Origin of the sequence: Nonomuraea sp. NPDC047897 (assembly GCF_043204415.1) — a bacterium.
Classification (GTDB): domain Bacteria; phylum Actinomycetota; class Actinomycetes; order Streptosporangiales; family Streptosporangiaceae; genus Nonomuraea.
The window spans coordinates 124341-140141 of sequence record NZ_JBIDCC010000005.1; the positions used below are offsets into that span (position 1 = coordinate 124341).

At 73.6% G+C, this 15801-nt stretch carries 14 protein-coding genes; 6 read left to right on the forward strand and 8 right to left on the reverse strand.

Going from position 1 to position 15801, the window contains the following annotated elements; genetic code table 11:
* Positions 1–17: 17 nt before the first annotated feature.
* The gene (locus ACGF0J_RS13290) at positions 18–1625 is read right to left on the reverse strand and encodes an FAD-dependent oxidoreductase (RefSeq protein WP_393145226.1); all 1608 of its coding nucleotides are present in this window, start codon (positions 1623–1625) and stop codon (positions 18–20) included.
* A gap of 214 nt (positions 1626–1839) precedes the next feature.
* Here ACGF0J_RS13290 and ACGF0J_RS13295 point away from each other — a divergent pair, with 214 nt between their 5' ends.
* Together ACGF0J_RS13295 and ACGF0J_RS13300 are read left to right on the forward strand one after the other, a co-directional pair.
* On the forward strand, positions 1840–2919 hold the full coding sequence (locus tag ACGF0J_RS13295) for a WD40/YVTN/BNR-like repeat-containing protein (RefSeq protein ID WP_393145228.1): 1080 nt from the start codon (positions 1840–1842) through the stop codon (positions 2917–2919).
* Positions 2920–2922: 3 nt separating this feature from the next.
* Entirely contained in the window at positions 2923–3231 is a 309-nt protein-coding gene (locus ACGF0J_RS13300; RefSeq protein ID WP_393145230.1) for a hypothetical protein, read from the forward strand.
* 13 nt (positions 3232–3244) lie between these two features.
* Here the strand turns inward: ACGF0J_RS13300 and thyX are convergent, their stop codons facing one another.
* From thyX to ACGF0J_RS13320, 4 genes are all read right to left on the reverse strand, one after another.
* The gene (gene thyX / locus ACGF0J_RS13305; protein WP_393145232.1) at positions 3245–4027 is read right to left on the reverse strand and encodes an FAD-dependent thymidylate synthase; all 783 of its coding nucleotides are present in this window, start codon (positions 4025–4027) and stop codon (positions 3245–3247) included.
* 244 nt (positions 4028–4271) lie between these two features.
* Positions 4272–5417 (reverse strand): amidohydrolase family protein, encoded by a 1146-nt coding sequence (locus ACGF0J_RS13310; protein WP_393145234.1) that lies wholly within the window; start codon positions 5415–5417, stop codon positions 4272–4274.
* Positions 5418–5540: 123 nt separating this feature from the next.
* A complete protein-coding gene (locus tag ACGF0J_RS13315) occupies positions 5541–6356 on the reverse strand; it encodes an SGNH/GDSL hydrolase family protein (protein ID WP_393145236.1) in 816 nt (271 codons plus the stop codon).
* Between the two features lie 330 nt (positions 6357–6686).
* Positions 6687–8846 (reverse strand): anthranilate synthase component I, encoded by a 2160-nt coding sequence (locus ACGF0J_RS13320; protein ID WP_393145238.1) that lies wholly within the window; start codon positions 8844–8846, stop codon positions 6687–6689.
* Between the two features lie 204 nt (positions 8847–9050).
* Here ACGF0J_RS13320 and ACGF0J_RS13325 point away from each other — a divergent pair, with 204 nt between their 5' ends.
* On the forward strand, positions 9051–10496 hold the full coding sequence (locus ACGF0J_RS13325; protein WP_393145240.1) for a glycosyltransferase family 39 protein: 1446 nt from the start codon (positions 9051–9053) through the stop codon (positions 10494–10496).
* Positions 10497–10499: 3 nt separating this feature from the next.
* Here ACGF0J_RS13325 and ACGF0J_RS13330 read toward each other — a convergent pair whose 3' ends face one another.
* Positions 10500–10742: a DUF6289 family protein gene (locus ACGF0J_RS13330; protein WP_393145242.1), complete on the reverse strand. Its 243-nt coding sequence runs from the start codon at positions 10740–10742 to the stop codon at positions 10500–10502.
* Positions 10743–10898: 156 nt separating this feature from the next.
* Here ACGF0J_RS13330 and ACGF0J_RS13335 point away from each other — a divergent pair, with 156 nt between their 5' ends.
* The 3 genes from ACGF0J_RS13335 (at position 10899) to mctP (ending at position 13810) form a co-directional block, all read left to right on the forward strand.
* Positions 10899–11855: a helix-turn-helix transcriptional regulator gene (locus ACGF0J_RS13335; protein WP_393145244.1), complete on the forward strand. Its 957-nt coding sequence runs from the start codon at positions 10899–10901 to the stop codon at positions 11853–11855.
* 138 nt (positions 11856–11993) lie between these two features.
* On the forward strand, positions 11994–12203 hold the full coding sequence (locus ACGF0J_RS13340) for a DUF3311 domain-containing protein (RefSeq protein ID WP_101789366.1): 210 nt from the start codon (positions 11994–11996) through the stop codon (positions 12201–12203).
* Positions 12200–13810, forward strand: coding sequence for a monocarboxylate uptake permease MctP (mctP, locus tag ACGF0J_RS13345; RefSeq protein WP_393145246.1), 1611 nt, complete (start codon positions 12200–12202; stop codon positions 13808–13810). The genes ACGF0J_RS13340 and mctP overlap by 4 nt, the downstream gene beginning before the upstream one ends.
* 134 nt (positions 13811–13944) lie before the next feature.
* Here the strand turns inward: mctP and ACGF0J_RS13350 are convergent, their stop codons facing one another.
* Complete coding sequence (locus ACGF0J_RS13350) at positions 13945–14931, reverse strand: DUF6114 domain-containing protein (RefSeq protein WP_393145248.1); 987 nt, start codon at positions 14929–14931, stop codon at positions 13945–13947.
* A gap of 5 nt (positions 14932–14936) precedes the next feature.
* Positions 14937–15557, reverse strand: a complete 621-nt coding sequence (locus ACGF0J_RS13355) for a DUF6230 family protein (protein ID WP_393145250.1) — start codon at positions 15555–15557, stop codon at positions 14937–14939.
* Positions 15558–15801 lie beyond the last annotated feature (244 nt).

Below are 15801 nucleotides of genomic sequence, written 5' to 3' on the forward strand. Positions count from 1 at the left end.
GGTGTCAGCTCCTCGGGTCACTGGCCGGGCGCCAGCGAGGCGCGCCGTTCGGACGGGTCGTGACCGGTCACCACCACGGTGGCGCCCGCGGCGGCGACGATGCGCTCCGGCGCCCGCGCCGGCACCGGCCGGGGTTCCTCCCGCCGGTCCACGTGCGGGAAGTCCGGCGGGAACGGCGCCGCCCGCTCGATCAGCCCCCGGTAGAACTCCAGCCACATGCCCTGGTCGAACGTCACCGCGGCCGTCATCCGGCCACGGTGCCCGTACACGGCGACGAAGCGCCGCTCGGCGACGGACCCCTGGGTGACGACGATCTCGTCGGCGAAGGTGGGCACGCCCACGGACTTGATGTTCACCCCGAACTGGGTGGACCAGAACACCGGCAGCGACAGGTGCGGCCAGCGCCGCGTCTGGTCGCTGACCATGTTGTGCGCCGCGATCTCGGCCTGGTCGACCGCGTTGCCCCAGTGCTCCAGCGACATGAACTGGTAGTGGAAGACCGGGTGCGGGAACCGCGCGATGTCGCCGGCCACGAACACGTCGTCGGTGACCAGCCCGTTGGCGTCGACCGCCCGGCAGCCGGCGTCGCAGGCCACGCCCCACACGCCGGCGGCCAGGCCGGAGCCGCGCAGCCACTCGACGTTGCGGACCGCGCCCAGCGCGACCACCGCCACGTCGGCGTCCACGACGCCGCCGTCGGACAGGTGGGCGCGGCGCAGCCGCCCGTCGGCGTCGCCCTCCAGGGAGGTGACGGTGACCCCGCAGCGCAGGTCCACGCCGTGCGCCCGCTGCAGCCCGGCCGCCACCTCGCCGATCACGCCGCCCAGCGCGCCGGCGAGCGGGGCGGGGCCGCGTTCGACGAGGGTGACCGGCAGGTCCAGCTCGCGGCAGACGGAGGCGACCTCCGACCCGGTGAAGCCGCCGCCGACGACGAGGACCCGGCTCGGACCGGCGGCCAGGGCCGCGCGCAGCCGGCCCGCGTCCTCCATCGTGCGCAGCACGTGGACGCCGCGCAGCGCGGCCTCGGCCGGGTCCGGCCAGGGCCGCGCGCGGGTGCCGGTGGCGATCAGCACCCGGTCGAAGCCGACCTCGCGGCCGTCGGCCAGCAGGACGCGCCTGGCGGCCAGATCCAGGCCGGTCGCCGCTGTGCCGAGCAGCCACTCGGCCCCGATCTCCTGGCGCAGGCGGGGCAGCAGGGTGTGCTCGGCCGGCACGCCGCCGGTGAGGATGCGCTTGGACAGCGGCGGGCGGTCGTAGGGCGGGTGCGGCTCGTCGCCGATGACGGTGAGCGAGCCGGTGAAGCCCTCGCGGCGCAGCACCGCGGCCGCCCGCGCCCCGGCCAGCGAGGCGCCGACGATGACGATGCGGCCGTCGCGTCTGAAGGCGTCGCCGTCGCCGCCCGGCTCCGGCCCGGCGGCGGTCCGGTGCCGCATGGCCATCCGGTCCACGTGCAGCGCCTGGACCGGGCAGGCGGCCGCCGCGCGCAGGACGTGCTCGCGCTGCGCGTCGTCGGGATCGGGGTCGTACAGGACGGCCTCGTCGCCGTGCATGGTGAAGACGTCCGGCGCCAGGAACGCGCACTGCCCGTAGCCCTGGCAGCGCGTCAGATCGATGAGGACCCGCACCGCCCCTCCCCACCCGGTTGCCCGGGGGGAGTCCCCGGGCGCATCCGGGGCCTACCCGGCCGTCCACCGTCGCGGTCCCAGCGGTACGGCCGGACGGCGTCAAATCTCGGCAAAACGGCTGCCCCTCGGCGGGGAATCGGCCAGTTACGGGCGGGGGGCCGCCCGGCGTGGCACGATGGCCGCAAGGCGCACCCGAAGCGATGGGAGCTTGGGCATGACTGACGCGCTGCTCGCGATCGGCACCCGCAAGGGGCTGTTCCTCGCCCACTCGACCAGCGGCGGGCCGTTCGAGATGGAGCCGGTCCGGTTCGCCACGATCGGGGTGCCCTCCGTGGCGATCGACACCCGCGGTGACACTCCCCGCCTCCTCGCCGGCATCGAGTACGGCCATTTCGGTCCGTCCGTGATGTACTCCGACGACCTGGGCGGTTCCTGGCAGGAGGCGTCCCGTCCGCCGGTGGCGTTCCCCGACAAGACGGGGGTGACGCTGGAGCGGGTCTGGCAGATCCTGCCGTCACCGGTGGAGCCTGGTGTGGTGTGGGCGGGGGCCGAGCCGGCCGCGCTGTTCAGGTCGGAGGACGGCGGCGTCACCTACACCCTCGTCGAGGGGCTGTGGGAGCACCCGCACCGGGAGCGGTGGCAGCCGGGCGGCGGCGGCCTGTGCCTGCACACGATCGTGCCGCACCCGTCCGACCCGCGGATCATGGGCGTGGCGGTGTCGGCGGCCGGCTTCTACCGCACCGCCGACGGGGGCCTGTCGTGGGAGGCGGCCAACCGCGGCATCCGCGCGCCGTTCCTGCCGGAGGGGCAGCAGTTCCCCGAGTTCGGGCAGTGCGTGCACAAGGTGAGCCTGCACCCCTCCCGGCCCGACCGGCTCTACCTGCAGCACCACTTCGGCGTCTACCGCAGCGACGACTTCGGCGGCACCTGGACCGACATCGGCTCGTCGCTGCCGTCCGACTTCGGCTTCCCCGTCGCGGTGCACCCGGAGCGGCCCGACACCGTCTACGTGCTGCCGCTGCGGGCCGACCTCGACCGCGCCCCGGTCGACCACCACCTGCGCGTCTACCGCAGCGACGACGGCGGCGGCTGCTGGCGGCCGTTCGACCGGGGCCTGCCGGGGTCGCCGGTGCACGTGGGGGTGCTGCGCGACGCGATGACCGCTTCCGAGGCGGGCGTGTTCTTCGGCACCCGCGACGGCGAGGTCTACTGCTCGCGCGACGACGGCGAGAGCTGGACGCTGGTCGCCCGCCACCTGCCCGACGTGCTGACCGTGCGCGCGGCGGTGCTGTAGATCATGGCCAAACCCGTGACGATGGTCGTGTTCGTGCTCCCCGGCTCGCTGCGCCGCTGGGTGAGCGGCCTGAGCGAGGTGAAGGTGTTCGCCGTGGGCGCCGACACCGACACCCCGCCCACGCTGGGCGGCGCGCTCGACAAGCTGCGGCGTACGCATCCGCTGCTGGAGGAGCGGCTGCGCGACGAGTACGGGCGGATCCGCCGCCACATCAGCATGATCGTCTCCGGGGAGAACGCGCGCGGCCTCGGCAGCCTCGACCTCGCGCTGCCCCCCGGCGCCGAGGTGTACGTGCTGCCGACGCTGGCGTAGCGGCGCCCGTCGCTCAGACCTTGCGCCAGCCCGGGACCCACGCCCCGTCCTCGACGGTGTAGTCGCCGAACAGGGCGGGGGCCTCCTTGACCATCAGCTCGCCGATGCGCTGGAAGAGCAGGCGGATCTCCTCCTCCGCGCCGGCGGCGGTGCGCGCCTCGATGGTGTGGCGCAGCGTGCGGACGTTGGCGGTCCACACCAGGCCGGTGGCCAGGCCCTCGGGGGCGAAGCGGCGCATGAAGGAGGTGCGGTGCTTCTTCTCCGAGAACGGCACGCCCTCCTCGTCGAGGCCGAAGTGCTCGGCCATCCACAGCTGGAACGTCTCCAACTCACGAAGCACGGCCGTGGCCCGCTCCATCAGCTCGCCGTCCTCCTTCGCCCACTCCGGGAACCAGAACGGCAGCTCGTCCAGCCGGACGAAGCGCAGCGACTCCTGGGAGATGGCGACGCCGGGCCGGTGGCGGACGAGCTCGTGGGTGAGCACCCGGCTGACGTTGTGCAGCACGAAGCTGAAGCTGACGTGCTCCAGCACGGAGCCGTGGGCGCTGGCCAGGATGTTGCGCAGGTACTCGTCCTGCTGGCCGCGGATGCGCACCACGTTGGGGTTGAGGCCGGGCTCGAACGAGCGGTAGCACAGGCGACCGGCGAACTCGGCGAGGTTCTGCGCGTCGAGGTCGCCCCGGTCGAGCCGCTCCAGCCAGCTCTCGCCGCCGACGTCCCGCAGGTAGCGGGCGAGCTCGTCGTAGTCGAGCTGCGGTCGGGCGACGAGGAAGACCTCGGGTTCGACGGTGCGCATGGCGAGCCCCCGCTCGGTTAGGCGATGTGACGGCCCAAGCAAACCAGGTCGCGGCCCGGGGCGCGACTTCGGGGTGGCCACGGAGCGTCGCCGGAGCGGCAGTGGTGCTGCGGTGACGCCGCAGGGGCGCCGGCGGTGGGGTCGGCGGTGGCGGTCCGCGGTGGGATCGGCGGTAGCTGTCCGCGGTGGCTGTCCGCGGTGGAGTCCGCGGTGGCGGCCGGTGGGGTCGCGGGGGTACGGACGGTCAGAGGCGGTAGATCCGGCGGGCGTTGCCGGAGCCCACCATGTGCGCCACGCGGGCGGCGTCGGCAGGGGTCCACTCGCCCGCGTCGAGGCGCGGCTTGAGCGCCGCGCCCAGCGACCGCCGGAAGTACACCGCCGCGAGGTGGCAGCTCTCGGCCAGGCCCGAGCAGTCGGAGCCGAACAACTGCTTGTGGAACGGCGCCAGCTCCAGCACCTCGTCCATCACCCGCCACGCCCCGGCGGCGGTGCGGGCCAGCGCCAGGCCGACATCGACGTACACGTGCGGGAACGCGGCGGCGAGGTAGGCGGCCTGGCGATGGAACGGGTAGCAGTGCAGCAGGACCACGGGCACCCCGACCGGCTGCAGCGCCTTGATGAACCCCGTCATCCGGGCCGGGTCGGCGCGGTGCAGCTCGACGTCGGCGTCACCGGCCCCGGTGTGGAACTGCAGCGGCAGGCCACGCTCGCGCGCCACGTCGACCGCGGTCCACAGCAGGTGGCGCAGCAGCACGGGGTCGGTCAGGCGCTCCTTGGGGTCGGACAGCCGCCGGTTGGCGGCGGCGATCACCGAGCCGCGGCTGGGCCGTGACGGGTCGAAGTCGAGGCCGCAGCGGTGGCCGATGACGGTGTTCATGCCGACGGCCCGCGCGGCGCGGGCGACGAGTTCCTCGGCGAGGCTGTCCATGTAGTCGACGGCGATCCGCGCCATCTCGGCGACGTCGTGCTCGATCTGCTCGATGCGGACGATCTCGTCGGCCGCGGCGTCGGCGTGCCGGCCCATCTCGGCCGCCGACAGCAGCTCGCCGCTCTCCACCCCGGTGTCCACCAGGAACGCCGCCACCCCGGCGGCCCGCAGCAGCCGCCGGTTGACCTCGCCGGGGCCCAGCTCGGCGCGGCGCGACAGGTAGACGGACGGGGTCACGTGCGGGGCGAGCCCGAGCACCGGGGCGCACCAGCGGCGCACCGCGGCGCCGAACGGGGTGTCGAAGTGGGTGGTGCCGGGGGGCGCCGGACCGCCGCCGTCGCCTATCAGCAGCTCGAACCGGGACCGTGACAGCTCGTCGCGACGCACCCCGTTGCAGTGGTGGTCGACCAGCGGGGCGTGCAGGGCCTCACGCACCGTGTCGGGCAGGTCTACGGGGAGCATGCGGAGACTCTACGGCGCGCCCGCACGCCGCCGCCCGCGTTTTGCCCACCCCGACTCCCGGGCGGGCCCGGGAGTCGGGCCCGCGGCCGCCCCGTACCCCCGGACGCGGGCCGGGCCCGGCCGTCACAGGTCGGAGAGCGCGGTGTAGGTGATCTCGGCGAGCAGCCGCTGGCCGGAGGTGTTGGGGTGGAAGTAGTCCCAGGTGCTCAGGTGCGACAGCGCGAACGGATAGGCGAAGACCGCGCCGCCGTCGTAGCGGCACCGGGCCTGCTCCGCGCACACCCTGGCCAGCACCGCGTTGAAGTCGGACACCCGCTGCCGGACCCGCTCCCGCCGGTCGGCGTCGGACGGGTCGGTGGAGCGGGGGTCTGCCAGCATCGACTGGCAGATGGAGAACGCCGACCAGGCGGCGCGGGCCGAGGAGCTGTTCCTGCCGACCTCCCACAGCCGTTTGACGTCGGGGATGCTGGACACGAAGACCGACGCCTCGGGCAGGCCGGTGGCGAGCCGCTGCATCGCCGTGCGGAACCTGGCCTCGAAGTCGGCGACCGTGGTCATGCCCGCCTCCGAGGAGGTGCAGGCGTCGTTGGCCCCCATCAGGATCGTGACGTGGTCCACCCCCTGGGAGACGGCCCGGTCGGCCTGGCCCGGCAGGTCGGCGACCTTCGCGCCGGACCGGGCGTCGTTGTGGGCGACGACGGAGGGGTTGGCCGCCCGGAAGCGCAGGTAGTGGCTGTTCACCGACGAGCTGGACCCGGTGGACCAGGACCTGGAGGTGCAGTCGACGAAGAAGCCGCACGCGTTGAAGCCGCGGGTGATGGAGTCGCCGAGGGCGGCCATCGAGCCGGGGACCTCGGCGGCGTGCGCCTCGGTCGTGGCCGGGACGAAGACCAGAGTGACGGCTGCGAGCAGGGTGAGGGTGCGGCGGGGGGTGGGCAAGCGGGCCTCCTGAGGTCGTCCCCGATCGGCGCTGTCGCTCAGAATGTCGGCCCGCGGCGCTGCCCTGACAAGACCCAATTACGCTTTCTGACTCGCGGGTGACATGCCCGGCCGCGAGCCGCGGCCGGGGCGAGAATCCGCCGCTCCCGCAGGTCGTGCGGGAGCGACGGCCCCGAGCCGGCGGGGGGGCGGCGGCGCGCCCGAGCCGGCGGGGGGCGGCGGCGCGCCCCCGAGCCGGCGGGGGGCGGCGGCGCGCCCCCGAGCCGGCGGGGGGCGGCGGCGCGCCCCCGAGCCGGCCCCGAGCAGGCAAGGGGCGGTGCCGGGAGGACGTCAGCGGCGGACCAGGCGCAGGACGTTGGCGATGACCCTGGCGCCCGCGCCGCCCTCGGCGGTGAGGATCGACTCGGGGTGGAACTGGACGGCGAAGCGCCGGTTGACGGTGTCCTCGATCGCCATCACGTTGCCGTCGGGCGTGACGGCGGTGGCGGCGAAGCCGACGACGCCGGGCCGCTTGGCGTGCAGCGAGTGGTAGCGGGCCGCGGTGAACTCCTCGGGCAGCCCGTCGAGCAGCGCGCTGTCGCCCAGCCGGCCCACCTGGCCGCGCTTGCCGTGCTCGGGGTGGTCGAGCAGTTCGAGCGAGCCGCCCGCGTGCTCGACCATGGCCTGCAGGCCGAGGCAGACGCCGAAGACGGGCAGGCCGCGCGCGTACACCTGGTCGATCAGTGCGGACATCCCGAAGTCGGACGGCCAGCCGGGGCCGGGAGACAGGACGACCAGGTCGGGGCCGATGGAGTCGATCATCTCGGCGGGGAAGCCGTGGCGCAGTGTCACCACGTCGGCCCCCTCCTGCCGGAAGTAGTCGGCGAGCGTGTTGACGAAGGAGTCCTCGTGGTCGACGAGCAGCACCTTCATGCCGAGCCCGGGCTGCTCCCGCGCCGGGGTGACGGCCACGGCGGACGGCTCGTTGACGGTGGCGAGGGCGCCGAGCAGGGCGCTGGCCTTCAGCTCGGTCTCGCGCTCCTCGGCGGCCGGGTCGGAGTCGAACAGCAGCGTCGCCCCCGCCCGGACCGTCGCCACACCGTCCTTGATCTGGGCGGTGCGCAGGGTCAGGCCGGTGTTCATGGAGCCGTCGAAGCCGATGAAGCCGATGGCGCCGCCGTACCAGCGGCGGGTGGTGGCCTCGTGGTCCTCGATGAACTGCATCGCCCACGTCTTGGGCGCGCCGGTGACGGTGACGGCCCACATGTGGGTGAGGAAGGCGTCCAGCGCGTCGAACTCGGGGCGCAGCCGGCCCTCGATGTGGTCGACGGTGTGGATGAGCCGGGAGTAGAGCTCGATCTGGCGGCGGCCGATGACCTGCACGGAGCCGGGCACGCAGATGCGCGACTTGTCGTTGCGGTCGACGTCGGTGCACATGGTCAGCTCCGACTCCTCCTTCACGCTGGACAGGAGGGTGCGGATGGCCTCGGCGTCCTCGACGGGGTTGCTGCCGCGGGCGATCGTGCCGGAGATGGGGCAGGTCTCGACCCGGTCGCCGGTGACGCGGACGTACATCTCGGGCGAGGCGCCGACGAGGTGCTCGCCCTCGCCGAGGCTGATGATGAACTCGTACGGCGCCGGGTTGCTGTGGCGCAGCCCGCGGTAGAAGGCGGCGGGGTCGGTGCAGGCGGCGTGGAAGACCTGGCCGGGCACGACCTCGAACAGGTCGCCGCGCTTGAACTTCTCCTTGGCCGCCGCGACGACCTCGGCGTACTCGCCCTTCGGCGGGTTGTCCGGGATGCGGGTGGGGGTCACGACGGGGGTGGCGGCGCCGGTGCGCTCCAGGCCGCGGGTGCTCGCCCCGTCGACGGTGAACTCGTAGCGGTGCTCGACGCAGGTCTCACGCTGCCGGTCGATGACGACGAGCCGGTCGGGCAGGTGCAGCACGAGGTCGCGCTGGTCGTCGGGGCGGACCAGCTCCTGCCGGATCGGCTCGAACTGGAAGGCCAGGTCGTAGCCGAAGGCGCCGTAGAGCCCCAGGTGCGGGTCGTCGCCCCGGAAGGCGGCGATGACCTCGCGGATCGCGGTGAACACGGTGGGCCGGCGGCTGCGCATCTCCTCCGGCAGCAGGTCCTCCGACTCGGGCACGTACACCTCGACGCGGCCCGCCGTCGGCTCGGTGACCGGCTTGCCGGCGGCCAGCAGGCAGGAGGCGACGGCGGGCAGCACGACACGGCCGCGCTCGTTGAGCGCGGTGGCGGAGATGACGCGGCCCTTGGCGACCAGTTCCAGGCACGGATCGACGTAGCCGAACGCCCATCGGCTGTAGCGGCCGGGATAGTCCATGCCGGACGAGAACGCGCCGCCGCGCCGCTCGCCGAGCGCCGTCACGATCTCCTCCAGCGCCGCCTCCGACGTCTCGCGCGTCTCGCGCTCGACCCCGATGCCCCCGGCCGTGACGTAACCGCTGGTATATCCGCTCGTCTCCACCTGTGCCCCTTTGCCGACCATCGCTGTAACCTGATGCGCCCCGGGGGCGGACACGAGAAAGGCCGCCATCCGGGGCGGCCGTCCGTCGAGAGATGCGAAACCCGCGCCGCCTAGGAGCGGCGCCACCACTGAAGCTCGACGCGGTTTCGCATGGCCACAGGGTAACCGTCGCGCACAAGATCTCGCAACGTGACCCGCGGGGGCGCAGCGGTTAACTTTGCGCTCATGGACCTCCCCCCTCCCCTGGCGTGGCGGCCGGTCGCCGCCGTCTCCGGCGCGCTCGTCGCGCTGCTGCTGCTCGTCTCGGGCGGCTACGGCCACCACCGGGACGAGCTGTACTTCCGGGCGCTGTCGGAGCATCCGGCGTGGGGGTACGTGGACCAGCCGCCGCTCACGCCGCTGCTGGCCGGCCTGTCACGGGCGGTGTTCGGCGACACGCTGCCGGGGCTGCGGGTGCTGCCCGCGCTGGCGGCGGGGCTGCTGGTCGTGCTGGTGGCGCTGGTCGCGCGGGAGCTGGGCGGGCGCGGCACGGCGCAGGCGCTGGCGGCGTTCGGCACGGCCGGGGGCGTCTACACGCTGATCGCCGGGCACACGATGCTGACGGTGAGCTTCGACCTGCCGTGCTGGCTGGCGGCGATCCTGTTCACGGTGCGGGCGCTGCGCGGCCGGCCGCGGTGGTGGCTCGCGGTGGGGGTGGTCGCCGGGCTGGCGACGTACAACAAGCTGCTCATCGTGCTGCTGTTCGCCGGGCTGGCGGCAGGGCTGCTCGCGGTGGGGCCGCGCCGGGTCCTGGCGAGCCCGTGGCTGTGGGCGGGCGCGCTGGTCGCGGCCGTGCTGGCCGCCCCCAACCTGGTCTACCAGGTGACGAACGGCTGGCCGCAGCTCGCGATGGCCGAGGCGCTCAGGGCCGACGAGGGCGACGAGATGCGGGTGCTGTTCGCGCCGATGCAGCTGCTGCTGTTCGGCCCGGTCGTGGCGGTGATCGGCGCGTTCGGCTGGTGGCGGCTGTGGCGTGACCGCCGGGTGCGGGCCGCGGCCGTGGCCTACCCGGTGGCCGCCGTGGTGACGCTGGTGACCGGCGGCCGGTTCGACTACACGGGCGGGCTGATCCTGTTGCTGTTCGCGGCGGGCTGCGTGGGCGTCGAGGCGGCCGGTGCCGGCCGGCCCCGCTCGGCGGCCGTCTCCCTCACCCTCAACGCCGCGGGCGGGGCGCTGCTGGCGCTGCCGCTCGTCCCGGTGACCGTGCTGGGGTCCACCCCCATCCCGGCGATCAACGAGGTGGCGCGGGAGTCGGTCGGCTGGCCGCGGTTCACCGCCGCCGTACGCGGCGTGCTGGACACGCTGCCTCCCGAGGAACGCGCCCGCGCGATCGTGCTGACCGGCTCGTACGGCGAGCACGGCGAGCTGGTCAGGGCCGGCGTCCCGCGCGTCTACAGCGGCCACAACCAGCTCCACGCCTACGGCCCGCCCCCCGAGACCGGCACGGTGGCGGTCACCGTGAACATCGGCCGGCGCGGCATGGACTTCCAGTACGCCGCCTGCGAGGAGCGGGCCACGATCGACAACGGCGTCGGCGTGGAGAACGAGTTGCAGGGCATGACCGTGCACCTGTGCCGGGGCCTCAAACAGCCGTGGAGCGCCGCCTGGCCCCGGTACCGGCACCTGAGCTGACCGTCAGCAGGGCACTTCGCTGAACGTGAGGTACCCGGTGCGACGGCCCCAGGTCTGCACGGTGCCGTCGCAGTCCTCGCGCTTGCCGCCGACGGCGCTGGTGTGGGAGGAGTCGGAGTAGTAGACGGTGTCGCAGAAGTGGTCGATCCTGCAGGGCCGGGCCTGCGCGGGGGCGCTGGCCACGGTGACGGTGACGAGCGTGAGCGCGGTGCTCACCGTGGCGGCCAGAAGCGTGCGGCGGAGCATGGCGGTCCTTCCTTCGGAGGGGGGACAACCGGATCATCGGTCGGCGCCGCCGGGAACTCAAGGGGCGGGTTGCCGCGCCCCCGCCCCCATCTGTTACTGGTAGCTCATGCGACCAGCTCAAGCAACGTCGTCCTCTTCCGCGGTGGTGAGCCGGCCGTGCGCGCGTCGCGGCTGATGTCGCTGCTCCTGCTGCTGCAGCATCGCGGCGGGATGACGGCGGCCGAACTGGCCAGGGAACTGGAGGTGTCCGAGCGGACCGTGCACCGCGACGTGCTCGCCCTGGCCGAGTCGGGCATCCCCGTCTACGCCGACCGGGGGCGGGGCGGCGGCTACCGGCTGCTCGACGGCTACCGGACCCGGCTGACCGGGCTCGACCGGGCCGAGGCGCAGGCGCTGTTCCTGTCCGGCGTTCCGGAGGCGCTGCGCGAGATGGGGCTGCAGGAGGTGGCGGCGACCGCCCGGCTGAAGGCCGCCGCGGCGCTGTCCCCCGCGCTGCGTGACGCGCCCGCCACCGCCGCGCAGCGCTTCCACCTGGACGCGCCCGGCTGGTTCGCCCCTGGCGACCCGCCGCCGCCCGCGCTCGCGCCGCTGGCCCGCGCCGTGTGGAGCGACCGCGTGGTCACCGCCTCGTACAAGGGCCGCGAGCGCACGCTGGAACCGTACGGGCTGGTGCTGAAGGCGGGGGCGTGGTACCTGGCCGCCCGCGCCGGGTCGCGGCTCCTCATCTTCCGGGTGGACCGGTTCGGCGGCGTGCGCGCGGGCGAGGAGACGTTCGACCGCGACCCCGGCTTCGACCTGGCGGCCTTCTGGGCCGAGCACGCCGCGGCGTTCAGCCGCGCGCTGCTGCGCGCCACCGTGACGCTGCGGCTGACCGAGCGGGGCGTGCGGATGCTCCGCCACGTCGCCGACCCGGCCGCGGTGCCGGACGCGCTGGCCTCGCTGCGGCCCGACGGCACCATCCGGCTGGCCGTGGAGTCGATCGAGGTGGCCTACAGCCAGGTGCTGCGGTTCGGGCCCGAGGCCGAGGTGCTGGACCCGCCCGAGCTGCGCGCTCTGCTCGCTCGGGCCGCCGCCCGGATGGCCGGGCTGTACGGCGAGCCCTCCGGAGAATGACCGTTCGGCGCGGCAGAGCTACCGCTCGGCGATCTGGACATTGGGTTTGATTCCACCGTAAAGATAATCTCCCCGTCGTTGACGAGGAGCCAGGAGCCGGTCAGCGGTCGGCTCCTGATCTGTTTTACGGAGGGTCGAATGACTACCCCGGACCCCGGGCGGCCACGCACCGACCGCAGCCCATGGAACTGGCTGCTGGTCGTGCCGATCGTGCTGCCCCTGCTGACGTTCCTGTACAACTCCGACGAGCCCCGCCTGCTGGGCTTCCCGACGTTCTACTGGCTCCAGCTCTCGTTCATCGTCGTCGGCGTGGTCTGCACGACGATCGTCTACAGGATGACGCGATGAGCGGGCACACGACCGAGCTGGTCATCTTCACCCTGCTGTTCCTGGTCGTCAGCGGCATGGGGTTCGTGGCGGCCCGGTGGCGGCGGCCCGAGAGCATCGAGAGCCTGCACGAGTGGGGCCTCGGCGGGCGCAACTTCGGCTCGTGGATCACCTGGTTCCTGGTGGGCGGCGACCTCTACACGGCGTACACGTTCGTCGCCGTGCCCGCCCTGGTGTTCGGGGCCGGGGCCATGGGCTTCTTCGCGCTGCCGTACACCGTGGTCGTCTACCCGCTGGTGTTCCTCGTGCTGGCCCGGATGTGGTCGGTGTCGCACGTGCACGGGTTCGTCACCCCGGCCGACTTCGTCCGGGCCCGGTTCGGCTCGCCGACGCTGGCGCTGGCGGTCGCGATCACCGGGCTGGTCGCGACGATGCCGTACATCGCGCTGCAGCTCGTCGGCATCGAGGCGGTGCTCAAGGCGATGGGCGTCACCGGGCACCTGCCGATCGTCATCGCGTTCGCCATCCTGGCGGCCTACACCTACCAGTCGGGGCTGCGCGCCCCGGCGCTCATCGCGTTCGTCAAGGACACGCTGATCTACATCGTGATCCTCGCCGCCGTCATCTACATCCCGGCGCGGCTGGGTGGCTGGGACTCCATCTTCGACGCGGCCAAGGCCAAGTTCGACGCGACACCGGCGCCGGGCGACGGCATCCTGCTGACCGGGGCCAACCAGCTGCAGTACATCACCCTGGCCTTCGGCTCGGCGCTGGCCCTGTTCCTGTACCCGCACAGCCTCACCGGCGTGCTGGCGGCCCGCAACCGCGGCGTCATCAAGCGGAACATGGCCGCGCTGCCCGCCTACAGCTTCCTGCTGGGCCTGATCGCGCTGCTCGGCTTCATGGCCATCGCCGCCGGCACCAAGCCGGTCGTCGGGGCCAACGGCAAGCCCGACGGCAACACGATCGTGCCGGTGCTGTTCGACCAGATGTTCCCCGACTGGTTCACCGGCGTCGCGTACGCGGCCGTGGGCATCGGCGCGCTGGTGCCGGCGGCGATCATGTCGATCGCGGCGGCCAACCTGTTCACCCGCAACATCTACCGCGAGTACCTCAACAAGAACGCCACCGACGCCCAGGAGGCGAAGGTGTCGAAGATCGTGTCGCTGGTGGTGAAGGTCGGCGCGGTGCTGTGCATCCTGGCGCTCGACCCGCAGTTCTCCATCGACCTGCAGCTCATCGGCGGCGTGATCATCCTGCAGACGCTGCCATCGGTGGCACTGGGCCTCTACACCCGCTGGTTCCACAAGGGCGGCCTGCTCGCGGGCTGGGCGCTCGGCCTGGCCGCGGGCATGTGGATGCTCTACCTCATCCCCAACCCCGCCACCGGCAAGGCGCACTTCGGCGGCTCGGCGTTCGGCCTGTCCAACCTCGGCTTCGACACCACCATGACGATCTACGCGGGCTTCCTCGCGCTGGCCGTCAACCTGGCCGTGGCGGCGCTCGGCACGCTGGCGTTCCGGGCGATGAAGGTGGCCGACGGCGAGGACGCGACGTCGCGCGGGGACTACTTCGCCGACGAGGGCGACCCGAAGGTCAAGGAACTGGACCTGTCGGCCCCCCACTGACCGGCTCCCCCTTCCGAGGCCCGCGCCCCCGACCGGGGTGCGGGCCTCCGGCGTCCGCGCCCCGACAGGGGGTGCACGCCCCGACTTCCGCGCCCCGACAGGGGCAGGCCTCCGGTGTCCGCGCCCGGACGGCTTCAGGTACGCGCGTCCTGGGCCAGGCGACCCGCCGCGGCCCGGGACGCGACGACCAGAGGCCGTCCGGCTTCGAGGTCGCTCACCGTCACGGCCGGTGGCACCACCGGCGGTGGCAGGGCGGGCGTGACGGTCACCCCGACGCCCGCCAGGCGCATGCGCAGCCGGGTGACGTACATGACGACACCGCCCGACAGTCGCAGGTGCGCGAACCGCTGGCGGACGAGCACACCACGCCGGCGGAACCAGTGCTCGCCGTCGGTGATCGCGACGGTGTCCATGGAGAGCTTGAGATGGGCGCGTGGCCCGTACGGGGTGGGCCGGTCGGTCACGCCGTGGAACCGGGCCCCGGTCATGGTCAGCGTGGCGGCGCGGAGCCCCGACTCGCCCTCCGCGCCCCGGCCCCCGCGCGTGGCCTCCCCCGTGGCGGCGGCCCCCGGCTCGGCCGAGGTGGGTGACGGCGGTCCTGCGTGGGGGGCCATGGCGGCTTGTCCGTGCAGGAGCAGGGGGAGAGCGGTGGAGAGCGCCGCCACGCCCCGCCACCTGTCCGGGGACCGCCCGCCGTCGGCCGCGGCGTCACTCCCGGTGGGCGGAGCACCCCCGCCGCCCCGAGCCGGGGCGTCCGCGCGAGCGGTGGGATGCCAGGCGACGAGGAGCGCGCCTCCGACGACGCCGAGCGCCATCCCGAGGCCGAACCCGCCGAGGTTGGACGTGACGAACGACGCCAGCGACAGCCCCGTGGCGACGACGCCGAGGAAGCAGCGCTGCTCGTGACGCCACCAGCTCAGCACGCCCGCGGTCGCGAGCAGGCCGCCCACGAGGTAGCCGGAGACTCCGGCGACCCCCTGGTGGACGATGAACGGCAGCGGCGCGAGGGGCGCGAGCAGGACGGCGAGCCCGCCCAGCGTCACCCACAGGCCGCCCCAGAACGGCCGGCTGCGGCGCCACCGCCGGAACCCGGCCGCGATGCCGCAAAGTGACGTCGTCATCGCGGTCAGAAGCACTCGTGGTCACCGCGCCTGAGGCTCAGCCGGAGCCCGTCGAGCCGGAAGGTGCCGGCGTTGACCGCGTAGGCCGTCTGCCGCAGCCGGGTGATCCGGACGGTGCGGGCCTGCTGGCCGACGGCGCCGGGCCGCCCCGCCAGGCCGGCCGGCACGTCGAGGGTGGAGGCGTCGCGGCCGATCTCGATGTCCTCGAACGCGGCGTCGCCGGAGAGCTGCTGCAGGTCGATCACCAGGTCGGTCGCCAGCACCGGGCGCTCGCCGTGGCCGGCCTCGACGAGGAACGTGACCTCGCCGGCGGGCGTGGGCATGAGCACCGACTGGCACAGGCCGGTGATCCTGGCCCGGCGGATCACCGACAGCAGGACCGGGTGTCGCGCCTTCCCGGCGGTGACGGCGACGGCGCCGTGCTGCGCGAACCCCTCCCCTTCCAGCAGGTCGGCGGAGACCTTGAAACGCTGCCCGGAGACCGCGAAGGACGCGGCGACCCCGCCCTGCCCGGTCACGCCCGCCAGGACCGCGGCGGCCACCAGCGCGGGCAGCAGCGCGAGCGCGAATCTGCGCCACCTCGTGCCGCCGCACGCGGGCTCGACGGCCGTGTCGGTGGTGGTCATGCGCGCCTCCCTTCGCCGATGGCCGGCGGCCACGACCGCCGACAGATGCGCCCGCAAGGGGCGGGCCGCGACAAGTATAGACACTCTTTGCATGCGTTTGACTACACAGAGCATCTTCCCCTGGACCACAGGCGTCGCCGTATCGTCCCGGCACACCATCCCTAAACGGGAGTCATCATGCTTACCACGGAGAAACACGAACAGTCGCTATCAGGTCACTCCCCGCTGTGATGCCATGAATGCG